This is a genomic window from Aerococcus viridans (assembly GCF_002871935.1).
GTDB classification, from domain to species: domain Bacteria; phylum Bacillota; class Bacilli; order Lactobacillales; family Aerococcaceae; genus Aerococcus; species Aerococcus viridans_B.
Map to the genome: position 1 here is coordinate 74,340 of NZ_PNHQ01000008.1, position 19,823 is coordinate 94,162.

A 19,823-nucleotide genomic window follows, 5' to 3' on the forward strand; every position below is an offset into this window, starting at 1 on the left:
TTATTATACACCTTTCCCACATATTGTCAATCATTTATGTTAGTTAAGAATTCATTTTCAGATTTTATAAAAATCAACCTAAAGAAACACTATATGTACTATTTTGTACATAATTGTTCCTAAAAGTAAGAAAAAATTGTCAAATATGCAAATTTTCGATTTTTTTCACAATTAGGCGTATAATGTAGCCCGTAAGCAAATGATACTTACGACAAACATAGTCCTTTGGAGGTAATACGAATGAAATACGTTATAGTAGGAACTTCACATGCAGGTTTCGAAGCTGTACAAACACTATTAAAAGCAGACACAAATGCAGAGATCGTTGTGTTCGAAGCTGGTTCTACCGCTTCATTCTTATCATGTGGTATTCAATCCTATCTAGAAGACATTTCAAAATCTTTAGATGAATTACATTATGCAAATGAAGCATCATACAAAGAACAAGGCGTTGATATCCGCATGAATACAAGTGTGATTGCAATCAACCCTGATACTAAGGAAATTACTACACGTAACGCTAATGGTGAAGAAGCCACAGAAAGTTACGATAAACTATTGCTTTCTCCAGGTGGCGTACCAGGAACTATTCCTAATGTAGATGACCAACACGAAAATATCTTCTACTTACGTGGTAGAGACTGGGCAGATAAAGTGAAAAAACGTATGGCTTCAGCTAAAAAAGCCGTTGTCGTTGGTGCCGGCTACATCGGTATCGAAGTAGCAACTGCTTATGCACAAGCTGGTATTGATGTTACAGTTGTTGATTTCGTAGATTCAATCTTACCAACTTACCTTGATAGTGAATTCACTAATCTTCTAACAAAACATATGGAAGACAAAGGTATGAAGATCAAAACTGGTGAAGGTGTTAAAGAATTTAAAGTTAACGAAAACAATGAAGTAACTGCTGTTGTTACAGACAAAGGAACTTACGAAGCTGATACAGTTGTGATTAGTGTAGGGGTTAGACCAAACACTAAGTGGTTAGAAAATACGCTGGCACTTGATAGCCGCGGATTCGTTGAAGTAAATGACCATATGGAAACATCTGTAAAAGATGTCTATGCCGCTGGAGATGCTACTGCGATTCCTTTCGCACCAACAAACGACAAAGCTTACATTGCTTTAGCAACTAACGCTCGTCGCCAAGGTGTTATCATGGCTCGTCATGCAAGTGGTGATACAGAAGCTAAAATTGGTCGCGTAAACGGTACATCCGGTCTTGCTGTATTTGACTACAAATTCGCTACTACTGGTATCAAGGATGCTAACGCAAAATCTTACCAAGGAAACGTAAAATCTGTATATAAAGAGGACCTAATCCGTCCTTCATTTATGCATGATGAAGAAAAAGTATTAATGAAACTTCACTATGACGCTGATAACGGCCGTATCTTAGGGGCACAGTTAATGTCAACTTACGACATTCTTCAAGCGATTAACGCGGTTTCTGTAGCAATTGAAGCGGAATGGACTGTTGACCAATTAGCACAAGCTGATTTCTTCTTCCAACCAGAATTCAACCGTCCTTGGAACTTCTTAAATGTCTTGGCACAAGAAGCACAAGGTCAACCATACGGTGCAGACACAATGATTTTCTAGTCGAACATTTCACTAAAGAGATATAACATCCTTTATAATAAAAAACAGGTAGGTAGATTCCATGAATCTACCTACCTGTTTTTTATATATATAGAAGAAATTTTATTCTAACCAACCATCAACCGTTTCACGATTAGCTTCAATCCAATTATCTGCTGCTTCTTCTGGCTCTACATCTGTTGCTAACTCTTCCATAACAGAAGACATATCTTCAACTTCCCAGTAGAAGTTATCAATAATTTTATAAGCTTCTGGATTGTCTTCCTTGAAACCTTCTCGTACATATGAATGTATTTCCTCAGAGCCACCAAAGACATTATTTGGATCTTCAAGCATTTTAAGGTCATAATCCATAAACATCCAGTGTGGTTTCCAACCGGTAACAACTATTTCCTCTTCATTATTAATTGCTTGTTCTAATTCAGCAATCATAGCACCTGTTGAACTAACAGAGACGTTCCAACCAGATAGGTTATCATACTCTTTAACAGCATTTTGGGCATTAACCGAAACACCTGCCCCTGGCTCTATCGCTGTTATAGTGGCGCCATCTTCATCCGTAAGATCTTCAATTGAATTGACATCTTCCATATGGGCTGGAACGGTTAATGAAGACATAGCTCCTTCTAAGTTAGCACCTAAATCAACCATTGAGTCACCATATTCATCCGCATAGGCTTGGTGCGTAACTGGCACCCAACCACCAACCATAGCATCTGCTTGCCCTTCAGCAACGGAACTCCACATAACGGCTGGGTCTACTGTTGTGATTTGTACATTAAATCCTGCTTCTTCAAGCACTTGCGCTAAAACAGTTGTTGAGGCTATTTCAGATTCCCAATTCACAGTTGCTAGATTCACTGTTTGACCCCCAGCACTTGAGCCTACAGTTGTTTTATACGAATCTTCACTGCCAAAGGTAAATAATAACCCAACAATAATTGCTACGCCTAAACTAATTTTCTTAAACATTTTTACACTCCCGAAAATAATCTTCTTTAGTGGCAATATTCGACGACTTACTTTTATAAAAAACAGGAGGGGCTAATAGTGCCTCACTCCTGTTATAAGCTTGTTGAGACGTTATTATTCATTAAATGTTATGAATAGTATTGTGTCAAAGCTTTTATTTAATTATTCTTCAACAGCTAACCATTGATCAACTGTTTCTTGGTTCTCTTCAATCCAAGCTTGGGCTGCAGTTTGTGGATCTGCTCCTTTATTGATTTCTGCCATTACAGATTCCATATCTGCGACTTCCCAATAGAAATTATCTAAAATCTGGTAAGCTTCTGGCATATCATCTTGTAGCCCTTGACGAACCATTGTGTTGATTGTTTCTCCTTCACCAAAGACACCTTTTGGATCTTCTAAGTACTTCAAGTCATACTCTTGGAACATCCAGTGTGGAGACCATCCAGTAATAACGATATCTTCTTCATTGGCAATAGATGTACCAAGTTCAGTTGTCATCGCACCTGAAGATGATGTTTGTACAGTCCAACCTTGTAAGTTACTATAAGTACCAACTGCATCTTCAGCAGCTGCGACTACACCAGCACCAGGCTCAATACCTGTAATCGTTTGGTTTGCTTCATCACTAAGATCTTCGATTGACTGTACATCTTCCATATAAGTTGGTACTGTTAATCCTGTGATTGCACCTTCTAGGTTCGGACCTAAATCTTCCATTTGGTCACCATATTGTTCATACTGTGGTGCATGTGTATTTGGTAACCAAGCACCAACCATCGCATCCGCTTCATTTGTTGCAACTGATGACCACATAATGGCATTATCTAATGGCGTCGTTTCTACCGTATAGCCTGCTTGACGTAAAACCTCTGCGATTACATTTGTAGAAGCAATTTCAGTATCCCAAGTTACGTAAGACAAGGTAATATTGCCTTTGCTTTCACCAGAAACAAGATTAAAGACGTTGGTTTTGTAAGCATCAGCGCTTCCGAAAGTAAGAATTAATCCTAAGATTGCAACGACTGCAATCCAGATACCCTTAAGTTTTTTCTTCAAAATGGATTCTCCTTTCTTTAAACTAGCTATTTTTATCAGATGTTAAACGGTTTGTTAAGCGGTCAATCAAGATTGCTAAGATAACAATTGCTAGACCTGACACAAATCCTGAACCTACTGATGCACGTTGTAGAGCGGTTAAGACTTGACGACCTAGACCAGGCGCACCAATCATTGACGCTGTAACAACCATAGATAACGCAAGCATAACTGTTTGGTTTACACCAGCCATGATAGTAGATTTAGCTAAAGGTAATTCCACTTTGAATAATTTTTGTTTACCAGTTGAACCAAAGGCATCTGCTGCTTCTACTAACTCAGTAGAAATTTGTTTAATACCTAGTTCAGTGAATCGTACTGTTGGTGGTAACGCAAAGATAACTGACGCAAAGGTACCTGGTACGATACCAATACCAAAGAAAGCAACGGCTGGAATCAAGTATACAAAGGCTGGCATTGTCTGCATGAAATCTAGAATAGGTTTCAAGATATTGTGGACAGTTTTATTTTTCGCTGACCAAATTCCTAAAGGTACACCAATAATAATTGAAATCACACTAGATACAAGTACCAATGTTACTGTATTCATTAATTCTGACCATAAACCTTGGTTTAAGATATACCCTAAACCAACTAATGCAAAGGCTGATAGTGATAATTGTTTCTTACTAGCAAAGTAAGCAATCACTGCTACTATTAAAATGAAAGCAAATGGCGGAATTAATAATAGTAAGTTGGTAATACCGTTCATAAAGGCCGTACCACCGTTTTGGATGGCACCAAAAAGACCTGATAATGTGATGGTTAACCAGTTTGTTGCTGCTTCAACCCAATCCGCAACTGGCAGTTGTGGAATTGGATACATCGCTAAATTAAACATTCAATTCTTCCTCCTCTTCTACTTTTGTTGTATCTTCTCCGTTATCACCATTGTCAGTATCATGCGCTAAACTATTGATGACCATCTTAGAGCTAATTAGACCCAACAAATGGTTTTCTTCATCTACTACTGAAATTGGCATAAACGCATTCCCCATTACATCATAAATTTCATTAATAGATGTTTCTGGGTGAACTGTTGGGTGGTCTGTACGAATAATAGATTCAACAGATAAGTATTCTTTGTTTTGATTGTTTTTGATCATTTTCGCAACATCCGTATCACGAACATAACCTAATAATTCACGTTTGTTGTTTACCACCATTAGGAAAGTGTAGTCCTCTTCTTCCATACGGTGTAAGGCCATTCTAGCACCGTGGCGCTCAACATTTAGTAAGACTTTAGGGCGCGTCATTGCGTGTTCAGCTGTAAGGACTTTAGAACGATCAACACTTTCTACGAAACGTTCAACATAGTCATTGGCTGGGTTAGTTAAAATTTCTTCACCAGTACCTACTTGAACAACTTCTCCGTCTTTCATTAAAGCAATACGGTCACCAATTCTTAAGGCTTCATCCAAGTCATGGGTAATGAATACGATGGTTTTATTTACGCGTTCTTGTAAATCAACCAATTCATCTTGCATGTCGCGACGAATTAATGGGTCAAGCGCTGAGAAGGCTTCATCCATTAGTAAAATTTCTGGATCATTTGCTAAGGCACGCGCAAGACCTACACGTTGTTGCATACCACCTGATAATTGATTTGGATACTGGTCTTTGAATGTTAATAACCCTGAGTTTTCAAGTGCTTTTTCAGCAGCTTTTTGGCGTTCTTCTTTGCCGACGCCTTGAATCTCCAACCCGAATTCTGTATTTTCAAGAATTGTTTTATGTGGGAATAAGGCGAAGCTTTGGAATACCATACTTACCTTTTTACGTCTGATTTCACGTAGTTCTTCTTTATTAGCACCTGTCACGTCATCACCTAAGATAGTGATGTTACCCGCTGTTGGTTCGATCAAACGATTGATCATGCGTAGCATAGTTGATTTACCTGAACCAGATAATCCCATGATCACAAATGTTTCACCTTGTTTGATATCTAGACTGGCATTGTCAACCCCAACTGTTGCACCTGTTTGTTGTACGATTTCCTCTTTAGACTTTCCTTCATTTAATAATTTTTTCGCTTTCTCTGTCTGAGAGCGACTCCCGTAAATTTTTGTTAAATTTTCAATTTTTACTGCGGTTGTCATCATAATCCTCCTTTATTTTGACACTTTATTACAAAATACAACGAAACTCACCATTTTACCGTACCATTTACAGACAAAGTTTTCAAAAAAGGCTTCCTAAAAAGGTTGATTTGACAGGTTTTTAGAGAATAAATCATTTTATATTAAATTCCTATACCTCCTTTAGACTAAATATGGAAGGGCTTTAATTCACAAACTCAAAAAAGTACAATCATTGTTCTATCTAAAATATTATTTTTAGGTATAAAAAAGCATTACACCCAGAGGATGTAACGCTTATCTTAAATTATGATTCCTTTTCTTTTACGCTCTTTAAAATCCAGTAACCTTTACGTCGCTCAATTTCCTCTACATTGCCAAATACCTCTGCCATTTTTTTCATAGCTGAAGGTGCCCCTTGTTTCTTCTGTAAAACAACGTAAAGTTCGCCACCTGGCTTTAGATAATGTATGGCTTCACTCATAAAATGATGTACTACTTCTTTACCAGCGCGGACAGGTGGATTGGTCAGGATAACCCCGAAATCTCTTTTTTCAATCGCTTCATAAGCATTCGATACTGAAAAAGCAACATTCGCTACCTTGTTATAAGCTGCATTCTCTTTAGCTAGACCAATTGCCCGCTCTGAGATATCTACCCCATAAATAGTCCGATCCGGTAACATCGTTCCCATAATTACACCAACAGGACCATAGCCCGCCCCTAAATCAAGTAAGTCGCCCGGTGCTAAATGATCTAGATCTAACGCCTCCAACATGACACGTGTCCCAAAATCTAAATTATCCCTAGAAAAAACACCTGAGTCTGTTTTGAAGGTAAAATCTCGCTCAAAAATTACGGTATCGTATTGCTTAAAATCGTGTCCAAGATCTTCATTATTCTCGAAGTACTGATGACTCTCTTTCATGAACACCCTCCGTTCTATATCGTTACCTTCATTTTATAGGTTGACTGTCCCTAGCACAAGTAGCTAAGTTTAAGGAAATCTAGTATAGATACAAAAACGCCTTATGCTAATCCTAAAGGCACATAAGACGTTTGATAGATAGATACATTCATTATTCACCTGTGTGCATGATATTTCATTCGTTTACCTATTAGACCATTCGGTGCAAATAAAAAGGTTAATAGGAAGGTCACAAAGGCGGTAAATGCGATAGTACCAGAAATCGATACATTAAAGCAAATCGCCACATAATAACCAATTAAACTATTGATCACGCCATACAAAACAGCAACTAACAACATCGTCATTAATCGTTTTGATAATAAATGCGCACTCAAGGCAGGGGCGACCATTAATGAAATCACCAAGATCGCACCGACTGTATCAAAAGCCACAACCGTAGTAATAGATACTAAAGTCATAAGGGCTAGGTTCAGCAAGCCTACTGCTACACCGATTGATTTCGCATATACGGGGTCAAAAATACTCACTTTTAGTTGTTGATAAGTCATTGCTACAAAGGTAATGTTGATTAACAACAGCACAAACATATCAACAAAGGAAATTGGCACTTCAAAACCCAAAATATTCCTTGTATTTAAAGCAGCAAATATAACCTCCCCGCTCAAGACCACATCAACATCTAAATGAACATCTCGTGCATACTTAGAAATCAAGATAATACCAATAGCAAAAAGTAAAGTAAAGACCAATCCAGTCGCTGCATCATTTTGAATGGCGAACTTATTGACGACATATTCAATGGCATAGACGGTCACGACCCCAAAGAGGGAGGCCCCCACAAATAGAATAGGTGAATCTAAATCACCAGCGATAAAATAACCAAGTACAATTCCTAGTAAAACTGTATGAGACAAGGCATCGGCAACCATTGCCATATCCTTCAAAATAAGGAACACACCAAGTAAAGCACAGGAAACAGCGGTGACCATTACAATTGATAAAGCGCCCATTATGCCACCTCCTCTGCATCTATTCCATCGCCTCGATGACCAGATAGATACCGTCTCTTTCTGAAGTAGGTCATCACATACCCTCTCGGTCCTAAAATAACAGACAGTAAGGATACAATAGACATCACAACAATAATCACCGGACCAGTAGGCAGATTAGGAATTATGGAGGACAAGTAAGTGCCTATACCAGCTGATATACCGCCTGATAGTGCAGCTACCAGCAAGACCACCGGGAATCGTTTTGACCATTGTAAGCCAGTAATAGCAGGCGTTATCAACATATTAGAGATCAATATGGCACCAACCGCTTTAAGACCTACAACAATCATCACAATCGCCATTAATAGAATGAACCAATTCAAGATATTCGCCCGAATACCAATTGCCTGAGCATAATTTGGATCAAAAACAAAAATTTTAATTTGTTGATAACAGATGATCAAGATGGTTAAAGCAATTAAAGAAGCAAAGATAATTAACCACACATCTGATTTCAATAAAAAGGCTGCCTGACCAAATATATAGTGTTGCAGTCCCGCTTGCGATGCGTCAGTAAACTGTGGGTTTCCCTGGATATACGACTTCAAAGTCATACCTAATCCAAAGAAGGAAGATAAGACTAAAGCTAGGGCTGAGTTCAAGCTTATAAAGGAATGCTTATGAATCAACTCAATAAAATAAAAAGCTACCATCCCTGCGATTAAAGCCCCTAGTGTAAGGATTAGGGTATTCTTTGACTGAAAGAGCATAAAAGCGATCACTATACCAGAAAAAGTAGCATGGCCAATCGCGTCTCCAATTAAACTTTGTCCTCTTAACACAGTGACGGTACCCACAACTCCAGAAGCCATTGCTAGGACAACCGTTCCAAGTAAAACAATTTGAAAGGAGAAATCAGTGAATATGTCCATAAATTTCACCAATCCTTTGATCGTAAGCCATGCTAATATTGCTTTCATTAAAGGTCTCTTCTACCGGGCCTTGGCCAATAATCGTCCTATTCAACAAAATCACATGGTCAAAATATTCGCGAACAGTAGCCAAATCATGATGGACGATGACAATGGTTTTACCATCACGTTGAAATTGGTTAATAATTTCTTTGAATAGTTTTTCTGTTTTGATATCAATACCCTTCATTGGTTCATCTAAAAAGTAAATATCTGCATCTTGACAGATAGCACGGGCTAAGAAAACCCGTTGCCTTTGTCCCCCAGAAAGTTGCGCAATTTGACGATCTGCATAGTCGGTCATATTCACGCTAGCTAAAGCTTCAAGCGCCCTATCTTTATCTGATTGGCTAGCCTTTTTGAAGAAACCTTGATATACATATCGCCCCATTAAAACCACATCTAAAACAGTAGTTGGAAAATCCCAATTTACTGAAGATGATTGCGGCACATAGGCTATCATCTTATAATAGTCTTTATATATTTTACCGTTAAAGGTTACCTTTCCTTTTAGTGGCTTCAAAAAATCAAGCATACAATTTAACAAAGTAGACTTACCAGCACCATTGGGCCCAATAATTGCCGTCTTTGAATTAGCTGGAATTGCTAAGTTGATATCTTCTAATACTAATTGGTCATCATAAGACATGGCCAAATCCTCTACATTAATCATTGCTGACATCTCATCTATCATCCTCTCATCACTTCATTCAACACACGCTATCTTATTTAAGGTTAGACACAATCAAGTTCACATTATGTTTAAACATATCAATATAGTTATCGCCTTCTTGACCTTCACTCGCAAGTGAGTCAGAGAACAACTCTTGTCCATCACCTGAAACAACCGCTACTTCACTTCCTTTAGCACTTACCGCCTCTTGGATACGTTGCATACGCGCTGGGTCTGTAGTTGATTCTGCAAAAATTGCAGGTACTTGATTTTCTACAATAAAGTTCGCAATGGCTGAAATATCTGCATTGGAAGCCTCAGATTGTGTTGAAATCCCTTGTGGTGCCACTACACCTATACCATAACGGTTTGAGAAATAGTTAAAGGCATCATGCGGGGTGATCAGGTAACGTTGTTCTTCAGGAATCGATTCAATCTCAGCTTGAGCCCATGTATCTAACGCTGTTAATTCATCCTTATAAGCAGATGCCTTATCACTAATAGATTCATCATCAGTTAGCTTCACCAACTCATCAGCTACTGTATCAACGGCCTTTTGATATAGTGATATATCAAACCAGAAGTGCGGATCGACTTCACTTTCCCCATCTTGATCAACCATCATTAAATCTTCATCGGTAAAATCTTTAGTTACCGCAACTCCAGTTGTTTCCAAGGCCTTAACCATTTGTGCCTCCAAATGCAAACCATGGTATAAAACTAAATCAGCCTCCTGAATTTTCTTCAAATCCTCAGGACGTGCAAGATAACCATGGGGATCCTCTCCAGCTGGAATAATCGTTTCAATCGTCACTTGGTCGCCAGCCAATTCTTCAACCATATCCCGTAAAAAAGAAGTAGATACTGTTACCAAAGGTTTATCATCAGTAGTATCACTTACATCAGTTGCTGACTCTCCCTTGCCTGCACAAGCGCCTAAAACAAGTGCCACAGCCATTACACTTAATATTTGCCAAATTTTCTTCATTTAATTTGCTCGCTCCTTTTTTAGATTTAAGGGGTATCTTGCCGTTCTCCCCTTGGCTTAATATAATTATATTTTTAGCTTAACCTAAAACTAAGAAAAAGTCCAGTCTAATTTATGTCATTATTTCTGTAAAAATAAAAAGCCATACTCTAAACTAGAATATGGCTAAAAATATAAAAAAAGAGAAGTTCGGAATATCCGAACTTCTCTATCTTCATTATAAGATAATCTATTAAAGATTATTTTACTTCTGCAGTACCGCCAGCTTCTTCGATAGCAGCTTTTAAAGCTTCTGCTTCTTCAGCAGGTAATGCTTCTTTAACAACCGCTGGAGCGCCGTCTACTAATGCTTTAGCTTCTTTCAAGCCTAAACCAGTAGCTTCACGTACAGCCTTGATTACTTTGATCTTAGCTGAACCAGCAGAAGTTAATTCTACGTCAAATTCAGTTTTCTCTTCAGCAGCTTCACCAGCAGCAGCACCAGCAGCAGCTACAGGAGCAGCAGCAGATACGCCAAATTCTTCTTCAATTGCTGATACTAAGTCAGCTAATTCTAAAATTGTTGATTCTTTTAAATCAGCAATAATTTGTTCAATGTTTAAAGCCATTATAAAATTCCTCCGTTTTTAAATAGTTTGTTTTGTATGATTAAATTGATAATAAATTACGCTGCGTCTTCTTCTTTTGCATCTGCAACAGCTTTGACAGCATATGCCACGTTGCGGACAGGAGCTTGCAATACTGATAATAGCATTGAAAGTAGACCTTCGCGGTTTGGCAATTTCGCAATTTGTTGAATTTCTTCTTTAGAAAGTATTTTACCTTCTAAGATACCACCTTTAAGTTCTAATGCTTCTGCTTTTTTAGCAAAATCTGAAAGAATCTTAGCTGGGGCAACTGCGTCTTCCATACCAAACGCAACAGCTGTAGGGCCTTGGAAAACTTCTTCATGATAGTCAAAGTCTTGAGAATCTAAAGCACGACGCATGATTGTGTTTTTGATAACTTTAAACTCAACGCCTGCTTCACGTAATTGTTTACGTAATTCAGTCACTTCTCCTACTGATAATCCTAAGTAGTCAACCACAACTAAAGAATTCGCAGCGTTCATTTTCTCAACGACTTCGTTTACTTCTTGTTGTTTTTTAGCAATTGCTTGTTCACTCACTTATATTTCACCTCCACTGATTTTCTTAGAGTTTTTTAATAAAAAAACTCTATGTCACTGAAGACATAGAGGATAAAGCTCACTATCTAGTAGTGAACGACGTATCTCCCTCGGTTGGTAAAATTAAGGCAAGGCCACCAACTGTCTTCGGTAAGCTATATAAATAACCTCACTCATACTACCAAAATAGTATAAGTGGGTCAAGTATTATTTTTATTTAATCTTAGATTGATGAAACATCAATTTGGATACCAGGACCCATTGTAGATGTAATCACTAAGTTCTTGATATAAGTACCTTTAGAAGATGCAGGTTTAACACGTAAAACCATTTCTTGAACAGCTTTTACGTTTTCAGCTAATGCATCTGTAGTAAATGATACTTTACCAACAGGTAAGTGTAAGTTACCAGCGCTATCAGCACGGTAAGCTACTTGACCAGCTTTGATGTCTTGAACTGCTTTAGTAACATCTTGTGTTACAGTACCAGTTTTAGGGTTTGGCATTAAGCCTTTAGGACCTAATACACGACCTAAACGACCAATTTGACCCATCATATCTGGAGTTGCCACGATCACGTCGAAGTCAAACCAGCCACCTTGGATTTTTTGGATGAACTCGTCGTCACCAACGTAGTCAGCACCAGCATCTTTAGCTTCTTGTGCTTTTTCACCTTTAGCAAATACCAATACAGTTTGGTCTTTACCAGTACCGTTAGGTAATACCATAGCACCACGGATTTGTTGGTCATTTTTCTTAGTATCGATACCTAAACGGTATGCAACTTCAACTGATCCATCAAATTTAGCGTAGTCTACTTCTTTTAATAATTCAATTGCTTCTGTTAAAGCATATTTTTTATTTTTTTCAATTTTTTCGAAAATAGCTTTTTGGTTTTTAGTTTGTTTAGCCATTATATATATTCCTCCTATGTGGTTTTAGCGGATAATCCTCCCACTCACAAATCACTAGTGATTTGTGGCGTATGAGTTTCTTGTAATACAGTCTGACAATTAGCCTTCTACTTTAAAGCCCATTGAACGTGCAGTACCTTCAACCATACGCATAGCAGCTTCTACATCTGCAGCGTTCAAGTCTTCCATTTTTGTTTCTGCAATTTCACGAACTTGGTCGCGAGTTACGGTAGCGACTTTATTTTTGTTAGGTTCGCCAGAACCTTTATCAACGCCGGCAGCTTTTTTCAATAATACTGCAGCTGGTGGTGTTTTAGTAATAAATGTAAATGAACGATCTTCGAATACAGTGATCACTACAGGGATAATCATACCCATTTGATCTTGTGTACGTGCATTGAATTCTTTAGTGAATCCCATGATGTTCACACCAGCTTGACCTAATGCAGGACCTACTGGCGGAGCTGGACTTGCTTTACCAGCTTCAATTTGTAATTTAACGATTTGTTGTACTTTTTTAGCCACGAAACATTCCTCCTTGTTTTTCGCGTTGTGGTTTAATGGAGTTAAGATTTCTCCTCCCACTACATGTGTCTACACACAGTAATCTATTAAACCATATATCCTTCATCATTGCAAGAGTTTTTTTGGAAAATATGTTATATATTATACAAACACTTTGTAAAGGGTTACATCGCCTATTTTACAATATTTACTAGATGACAAGATTGGTAAAATATGGTAAACTGACTCCTTAGTAAAGAAAAGTACATCGCAAAGGAGTGATGATGATGGAACGTCCAGTAAGAAAATTTTACGATGACCAGCTAAAGACTTTGGAGGGTATGCACGCTAAGCTCGGATTTGGTACAGCAGCTATGTTAGAACGCGCTTATCAAGCGCTAAAGACTAATAATCACGTTGAAGCACAATCTGTGATCGATAGCGATATTGAAATCAACCACCTAGAAAAAGAAATCGAACGCTATGTCATGCGTATAATCGCTCGTCAACAACCCATTGGGACCGACTTGCGAATGATTCTGTCTGTATTTGCTTCAAGTTCCGACCTAGAGCGCGTCGCTGACCATGCGACTTCAATCGCTAAAGGTATCCTACAAATTGATAATCTAGCACCATTCGATCCAATCATGGATGACCTATTCGCGGTCGGTGAACTAGCGAAAAATATGCTAGGTCAAGCAATCGACGCCTTTAGCCAACACAACGTTGAGCGCGCTAAAGAAATTGCTGACATTGATGACGAAGTAGATTCAGCTTTTAGAGAACTTGTAGACCAAGCGCTCGTTATTATGGAGAAACAACCAGAAACAGTTAAAACAGGTTCAGCTATCATCGCAATCTTACATGATATCGAACGTATCGCAGATTATGCCACAAACTTATGCGAACGTGTTATCTATACTGAAGATGCTAACATAGTAAACTTAAACGATTAATGTGTATGTTATGATAGAAAAGAGTCAACAATAGAAATGCGTCTTCTTGACTCTAGGAATCATTTTGAATTGAATACAAGATAAAAAGATGCGGTTGATCATTTTCTATGGTCATCCGCATCTTTTTTAAATGTTTTAGAATTTATCTACTTGGTCGTAGTCTACTTCTGCTAATGTTTCACGTCCAAACATTTCTACAGTAAGTTTCAACTTGCCGTGTTCTGCGTCGATTTCTTGAACGCGGCCTTCCATACCATCAAAAGCACCATCAATAACCTTAACTACTTCATCAATTTCAAATGAAATATCACGGTTACGGCCACCTTCACCAAGGCTAGCTAAGATGTTACGAACTTCATCCGGTAATAAAGGGGTTGGTTTTGAACCTTGACCATGAGAACCTAAGAAACCAGTAACACCTGGCGTATTACGAACAACAAACCATGCTTCATCTGACATGATCATTTCAACTAATACATAGCCAGGGAAATTTTTAACTTTAACAATCTTCTCTTTACCTGATTTGGTTTTTTCCACATGCTCTTCTTCAGGTACGATTACGCGATAAATATAATCTTCCATGTTCATTGAAGTAATACGCATTTCCAAGTTTTGTTTAACTTTATTTTCATATCCTGCGTAAGTATGGATTACATACCACTCTTTACCAATTTCGATTTCTTGTACCATCGATATACTCCTTTTCTTAATACATTGATAACTGATCAACTTCAAGGCAAATTAAAAAACCTTCCTCGTATGAAAGGTTTTCTCTTCGCTTTATTCGAGGCCCATTATAACACAACAAGTAAGCGTCTGCCATAACGACTTTTCATTAAAAATAGATAAGCCACCCATCCATATATATAATAATCCGCTAGTTTTCTTATTGCAAAATCATAATTTAAGATCCTCTTTATCCTAAACCATCCTTAACATTTTGTTTTAGTGATTAAAATCACATGAGTAAAAATGATAAAACTTCAAATTCCTATGACGTCTAAAAAAATATTTATCACGATTACATAGCCGTTTTACCTAAAATATAACAATCATAAAGCATACAAATTTTACCTAATAAAATTTAATTTCATAAATATGTTTTTTAAACAAAAAACTGATATTGTGAATGAAGTCACTTAGCGTTATCCTATAATCGTTCGTTGGAAACGTTTTTATCTTGAGGGGGGATACGGTCTTTTGTATTTCTCATTAGTTAGATGAACATAATGAAACTATTGTTAAGATGATGGATATTGATTGGCGATGCTTATAAAAGTGACCCGCCTAATATCTCAGCATATTAGCAGCTAAAAAAAATATTTATATCAATATAAAGGGGCATATTTAGATGAATTTTATTGCTATTGTAGGCACCAATTCAAGCCGTTCTACAAATAGAAAACTATTGCAATTTATAGCAAAACACTTTGCAGATCAAGCAAATATCGAAGTAGTAGAAATTGCTGATATACCAGCTTTCAATGAGCCTAAAGATACACCGGCTCCGCAAGCTGTAACGCAACTCGCTAAAAAGATTGAAGAATCTGATGGGGTCATTATTAGTACGCCTGAATATGACCACTCTATTCCAGCACAGTTAAAATCTGTATTAGAGTGGATGTCTTATTCATACCAACCTTTTATCAATAAGCCTGTAATGATTACTGGTGCTTCATTAGGAAGCTTAGGTTCTTCCAGAGCCCAAATACATCTACGTCAAATTTTAGACTCTCCAGAAATTAAAGCGCGTATTATGCCAAGTTCTGAGTACTTATTAAGTCATTCTGGTGATGCCTTCAACGAAGAGGGACAGCTCGTTTACGAAGACAAAGTGACAGAATTAGAAGAACTATTTACTGAATTCTTACAATTCGTCAAAATTAATCAGCAACTCATCGCTTCCCATGACCATCAAACTTTACGTCGTCATGAATTTTCATGGAAGGACATTATAGATTAAGAAAGGAAATTATATATATGAAATTTGTCGGTATTGTTGGTACTAATGCTAAAACTTCTTACAATCGCTTACTTTTAAATTTTATGGCAAAGCATTTTACAGAAGATGAAATTGAAATAATCGAAATTGATACAGTACCTATGTTTAATGAAACGGATGACCAAACAAATCACCCTGCGATTCAAGATATAGCACAAAAGATTCAAGATGCAGATGGGGTCATTATTGGAACACCTGAACATAACCACTCTATCCCTTCAGCACTAAAAAGTGTTATCGAATGGTTATCTTTTAAAATTCATCCACTTGAAGATAAACCCGTCATGATTGTGGGCGCATCTTATTCTGTTCAAGGTTCATCTCGTTCACAACTGCACCTACGTCAAATTCTTGATGCACCCGGTGTAAATGCAATCGTTATGCCTGGTAGTGAGTTTTTATTAGGACAAGCACACACTGCTTTTGATGAAGATAATAACCTTAAGGATGAACGAACTGTTAAATTCTTAGAGAGTTGCTTCAAAAAATTCAAGCGGTTTACACAAGTGGCCACAATTTTAAGTATTCCCGAAGAATTAAACTTTAAGCCTGGTGAATATCATGTAACTGCTGTTGGACACAACGGTGATTTACCAATGGTTGTTCGTTTCTCAGAGAATAGAATTGAATCTATTGATATTGATTCAAGTGGCGAAACAGAAGGTATTGCTGATTTAGTGTTTAAACGTATTCCAGAAGAAATTATCGAAGGTCAAACACTAAATGTTGATACTATCTCTGGTGCATCCCTAACATCTAACGGTGTGATTGATGGTGTGGCAGATGCTGCTGACCAAGCTGGTTTTGATTCTAACCTATTACGTAAAAGACCTAAAAACGCACAAGTAAATCAGTCTAAATCACCTATTGAGATGGATATGGATGTAGTTGTTATTGGTTCCGGTGGTGCTGGTCTAGCAGCTGCAGCAGCAGCTTTAGATGAGGGTGCTTCTGTTGCAGTACTTGAAAAATTCCCAGTTATTGGTGGTAATACAACCCGTACTGGTGGACAAATAAATGCAGCCGACCCTGAATGGCAACGACAATTCCCAGCTATTAAAGGGGAATTAGAGTCATTAAAAAAACTATATGCATATGATAGTAACGATTTACCTGAGGAGTATCGGGGTTATTTCAATGAATTGAAAGCTGAGCTTGACCAATACTTTGATGATATTGAGAACAAAGGTGAAAACTACTTATTTGACTCTGTAAACTTGCATACCATCCAAACCTACTTCGGTGGTTATCGCCAAGATAAAGATGGCAACAAGATCTATGGAGACGCTAAACTTGTTCATTATTTAGCCGAACACGCTGTAGAAACAATCAACTGGTTGAAAGAGAAAGGTGTCGAATTCGATGAATCTTATGTAACCGAACCAGTTGGAGCTACTTGGCGACGGGCACGTGAACCGAAAGAAGCTGAAGGGTTTGGATTTATTAATCCATTACTACAATATATAGAAGCGAATAATGGTCAAGTTCTCACAGAAACTAAGGCGGATTCTTTCATGATAGAAGATGGTCAGATCATTGGCATCAATGCTACGGGTAAAGATAAACAACCTATTCGTATTCGTGTGAAGAAAGGTGTTGTACTAGCAACAGGTGGTTACGGTGCAAATATCAAACTCATCAAACAATACGACAACTACTGGAAAAGCCTACCAGATAATATCCCAACCACAAACTCTCCTGCCTTAACTGGGGATGGTATCTTAATGGGACAATCGGTTGATGCAGACGTAGTAGGTATGGAATTTGTTCAATTAATGCCAAGTGCAGACCCAATCACCGGAAATATCTTTAGCGGTATCGACTGCCCACCAACAGATTTTGTTTTTGTAAACAAGGAAGGAAAACGGTTTGTTGATGAATACGCATCTCGTGACGTACTTGCGAATGCCTTATTTGAACAAGGTGGCGTTATTTATAATATTTCTGATGCAGAAATTGCTAAAACACGTTTCAATTCTACAGATGAAAAACTAGAAAATGATATTAAAAATAAAGCGTGCTTTAAGGCAGATACATTAGAAGATTTAGCGAAACAAATAGATATCGATCCAGAAATTTTTGTTGATACTATTGAAAAATACAACTCATACGTTGAAGAAGGCTATGATCCAGAATTCCATAAATCATCCTTTAACCATAAGGTGGAGGTTGCACCATTCTACGCTACACCACGTAGCCCTGCTACTCACCACACTATGGGTGGATTAAAAATTAACAGTAAGACCCAAGTAATGGATACTAAAGGTCATACGATAAAAGGGTTATATGCTGCTGGTGAAGTGGCTGGTGGTATTCACGCTGGAAATCGTTTAGGCGGAAATGCACTTGCTGACATCTTTATTTTTGGACGCTTAGCTGGTCATCAAGCAGCTACAGAAACTGCAAATTAATGAGGTGAAAGCATGTATATTTTAGGTTTAATAGGTTTATTACTTGCGATTATTGCAGTGATTACTTTATCCTTTAGAGGTTTAAAGATGATTATTGCCGCACCACTGAGTGCGTTAATCATTATTTTAGCCAATCAAATGAATATCTTTGGGGCTTTAGTTGGCCCCGAGAATTCATATATGAGTGGTCTAGCCAATTTCTTAATTAAAAATTTCGGTATCTTTTTACTTGGGGCTATCCTTGGACAGTATATGGACCGAAGTGGCGCAACCAAATCAATTGCTGCCTCTTTACTCAAGCGTGTTGGGACTGAAAACCCTTTTAAAGTATTAATGGCGTTAACACTTATTGGTGCTATCCTAACTTACGGTGGTATTAGTTTATTCGTTGTTTTCTTTACACTCATCCCACTAGCACGCCCTATCTTCAAAGAATTAGATATCAACTGGTCATTAGTATCCTTACCACTATTCTTTGGTGCTGGTACATTTACCATGTCTATGCTTCCTGGGACACCTTCTATACAAAACGCTGTGCCAACAACTGTTCTAGGAACAAATCTAATGGCAGCGCCTTTATTAGGTATCATAGGATTTGCAACCATGTTTATTTTCGGTACTTGGTATATGCACTTCGTACTTAATCGTAGTATTCAGCGAAATGAAAACTTCTATTCTTACCTTGAAAATGATGAATCTAAGATTCAAGCCGCTAAAGAAGAAGAAATGACTGATCATAAAAAGCTACCAGGTTTTACATTGAGCATCATGCCATTAGTGATTCTAATTGCTGTGATCTTCATCTTTAGTAAAGTGGAAAATATTATCTTAATTGCACTAGCACTGACAATCTGTCTATGTGCCGTGTTATTTAATGGCTATATTGATGATCATACTGGGGTATTGAATGATGGTGCTACTGGGGCTGTTGGTTCAGCATTCGGTGCCGCTAGTGCTGTAGCTTTCGGTGCTGTATTAACAACTGCGCCTGCGTTTGAAAGTGTTAAAAACTTTTTACTACGTATGCCTGGTCCAGCCCTTGTGAGTCTTGGGGTTATTACTGCATTATTATCACCTGTAATGGGGGCTACTGGGGCTATTAGTACTGTGATCACACAATTAGGTGAAACCTATGTTTCAATGGGGATTCCAGCAGAGGTTGTGCACAGAGTCGCTGTAATTGCCGGTGGTGCTTTAACCTTTATCCCACAATCAGGAGCTGTGATTACCTTTAATGCCGTTAGTGGTTTGAACTTCAAACACGGCTTTATTCATGCCTGCATTTTAAGTAACGTAGGCTTTATCATCAGCTTAATTACCGTAATATTAGCAGCACAACTACTATATTAATGTTGATTTTAATCAATAGGATTGATCCTTTTAATTCAAGTGATCAATCCTATTTTTTTAGGTTCTATGATAAATAGTGTTGGTGGGAAATTCTTAGGAATTTCCGCCAGCACTATTTTTGGATATACAAAAAGGCCATGAAATCCTAAAATAAAGTAAATCACCACAATATACTTGAAAGAAGGAAAATTCATGACCTATTCACCTATTA

At 37.8% G+C, this 19,823-nt stretch carries 17 protein-coding genes, 1 pseudogene and 1 other annotated feature; of the genes and pseudogenes, 5 read left to right on the forward strand and 13 right to left on the reverse strand.

The window, feature by feature from the left end:
* Positions 1-240: 240 nt before the first annotated feature.
* Positions 241-1,605, forward strand: coding sequence for an FAD-dependent oxidoreductase (locus tag CJ191_RS04570; RefSeq protein WP_102199111.1), 1,365 nt, complete (start codon positions 241-243; stop codon positions 1,603-1,605).
* Positions 1,606-1,707: 102 nt separating this feature from the next.
* Here the strand turns inward: CJ191_RS04570 and CJ191_RS04575 are convergent, their stop codons facing one another.
* The 12 genes and pseudogenes from CJ191_RS04575 to rplK form a co-directional block, all read right to left on the reverse strand.
* Entirely contained in the window at positions 1,708-2,577 is an 870-nt protein-coding gene (locus CJ191_RS04575; protein WP_102199112.1) for a glycine betaine ABC transporter substrate-binding protein, read from the reverse strand.
* 162 nt (positions 2,578-2,739) lie between these two features.
* A pseudogene (locus CJ191_RS09265) lies at positions 2,740-4,516 on the reverse strand (ABC transporter permease/substrate binding protein).
* Complete coding sequence (locus CJ191_RS04590) at positions 4,509-5,774, reverse strand: quaternary amine ABC transporter ATP-binding protein (protein ID WP_070468442.1); 1,266 nt, start codon at positions 5,772-5,774, stop codon at positions 4,509-4,511. The pseudogene CJ191_RS09265 and the gene CJ191_RS04590 overlap by 8 nt, the downstream one beginning before the upstream one ends.
* A gap of 286 nt (positions 5,775-6,060) precedes the next feature.
* Positions 6,061-6,681, reverse strand: a complete 621-nt coding sequence (locus CJ191_RS04595; protein WP_070468444.1) for a class I SAM-dependent methyltransferase — start codon at positions 6,679-6,681, stop codon at positions 6,061-6,063.
* Between the two features lie 155 nt (positions 6,682-6,836).
* Complete coding sequence (locus CJ191_RS04600; RefSeq protein ID WP_102199114.1) at positions 6,837-7,694, reverse strand: metal ABC transporter permease; 858 nt, start codon at positions 7,692-7,694, stop codon at positions 6,837-6,839.
* Positions 7,694-8,656, reverse strand: coding sequence for a metal ABC transporter permease (locus CJ191_RS04605; protein WP_246819059.1), 963 nt, complete (start codon positions 8,654-8,656; stop codon positions 7,694-7,696). The genes CJ191_RS04600 and CJ191_RS04605 overlap by 1 nt, the downstream gene beginning before the upstream one ends.
* Positions 8,592-9,329, reverse strand: a complete 738-nt coding sequence (locus CJ191_RS04610) for a metal ABC transporter ATP-binding protein (protein ID WP_102199115.1) — start codon at positions 9,327-9,329, stop codon at positions 8,592-8,594. Before CJ191_RS04610 ends, CJ191_RS04605 begins: the two co-directional genes overlap by 65 nt.
* A 43-nt stretch (positions 9,330-9,372) precedes the next feature.
* A complete protein-coding gene (locus CJ191_RS04615; RefSeq protein ID WP_102199116.1) occupies positions 9,373-10,308 on the reverse strand; it encodes a metal ABC transporter solute-binding protein, Zn/Mn family in 936 nt (311 codons plus the stop codon).
* Between the two features lie 239 nt (positions 10,309-10,547).
* Complete coding sequence (gene rplL / locus CJ191_RS04620) at positions 10,548-10,916, reverse strand: 50S ribosomal protein L7/L12 (protein WP_070468454.1); 369 nt, start codon at positions 10,914-10,916, stop codon at positions 10,548-10,550.
* Positions 10,917-10,972: 56 nt separating this feature from the next.
* The gene (rplJ, locus tag CJ191_RS04625) at positions 10,973-11,476 is read right to left on the reverse strand and encodes a 50S ribosomal protein L10 (RefSeq protein ID WP_070468456.1); all 504 of its coding nucleotides are present in this window, start codon (positions 11,474-11,476) and stop codon (positions 10,973-10,975) included.
* Positions 11,477-11,507: 31 nt separating this feature from the next.
* Positions 11,508-11,645, reverse strand: a sequence feature (ribosomal protein L10 leader region).
* A 54-nt stretch (positions 11,646-11,699) separates the two neighbouring features.
* Positions 11,700-12,389, reverse strand: coding sequence for a 50S ribosomal protein L1 (rplA, locus tag CJ191_RS04630; RefSeq protein ID WP_070468458.1), 690 nt, complete (start codon positions 12,387-12,389; stop codon positions 11,700-11,702).
* Between the two features lie 99 nt (positions 12,390-12,488).
* Positions 12,489-12,914: a 50S ribosomal protein L11 gene (rplK, locus tag CJ191_RS04635; protein WP_070468460.1), complete on the reverse strand. Its 426-nt coding sequence runs from the start codon at positions 12,912-12,914 to the stop codon at positions 12,489-12,491.
* Between the two features lie 266 nt (positions 12,915-13,180).
* Here rplK and phoU point away from each other — a divergent pair, with 266 nt between their 5' ends.
* The gene (phoU, locus tag CJ191_RS04640) at positions 13,181-13,849 is read left to right on the forward strand and encodes a phosphate signaling complex protein PhoU (RefSeq protein WP_070468462.1); all 669 of its coding nucleotides are present in this window, start codon (positions 13,181-13,183) and stop codon (positions 13,847-13,849) included.
* Between the two features lie 135 nt (positions 13,850-13,984).
* On the opposite strand, the gene nusG is transcribed toward phoU, so the two are convergent.
* Positions 13,985-14,539, reverse strand: a complete 555-nt coding sequence (nusG, locus tag CJ191_RS04645; protein WP_070468464.1) for a transcription termination/antitermination protein NusG — start codon at positions 14,537-14,539, stop codon at positions 13,985-13,987.
* 661 nt (positions 14,540-15,200) lie between these two features.
* Here nusG and CJ191_RS04650 point away from each other — a divergent pair.
* Genes CJ191_RS04650 through CJ191_RS04660 form a run of 3 tightly spaced genes read left to right on the forward strand, consistent with a single transcriptional unit; the run spans position 15,201 to position 19,612 of the window.
* Positions 15,201-15,812 (forward strand): NADPH-dependent FMN reductase, encoded by a 612-nt coding sequence (locus tag CJ191_RS04650; protein ID WP_070468466.1) that lies wholly within the window; start codon positions 15,201-15,203, stop codon positions 15,810-15,812.
* Positions 15,813-15,829: 17 nt separating this feature from the next.
* Positions 15,830-18,262, forward strand: coding sequence for a flavocytochrome c (locus tag CJ191_RS04655; RefSeq protein ID WP_070468468.1), 2,433 nt, complete (start codon positions 15,830-15,832; stop codon positions 18,260-18,262).
* Positions 18,263-18,274: 12 nt separating this feature from the next.
* Positions 18,275-19,612: a GntP family permease gene (locus tag CJ191_RS04660; protein ID WP_070468469.1), complete on the forward strand. Its 1,338-nt coding sequence runs from the start codon at positions 18,275-18,277 to the stop codon at positions 19,610-19,612.
* The last annotated feature ends 211 nt before the right edge of the window (positions 19,613-19,823 follow it).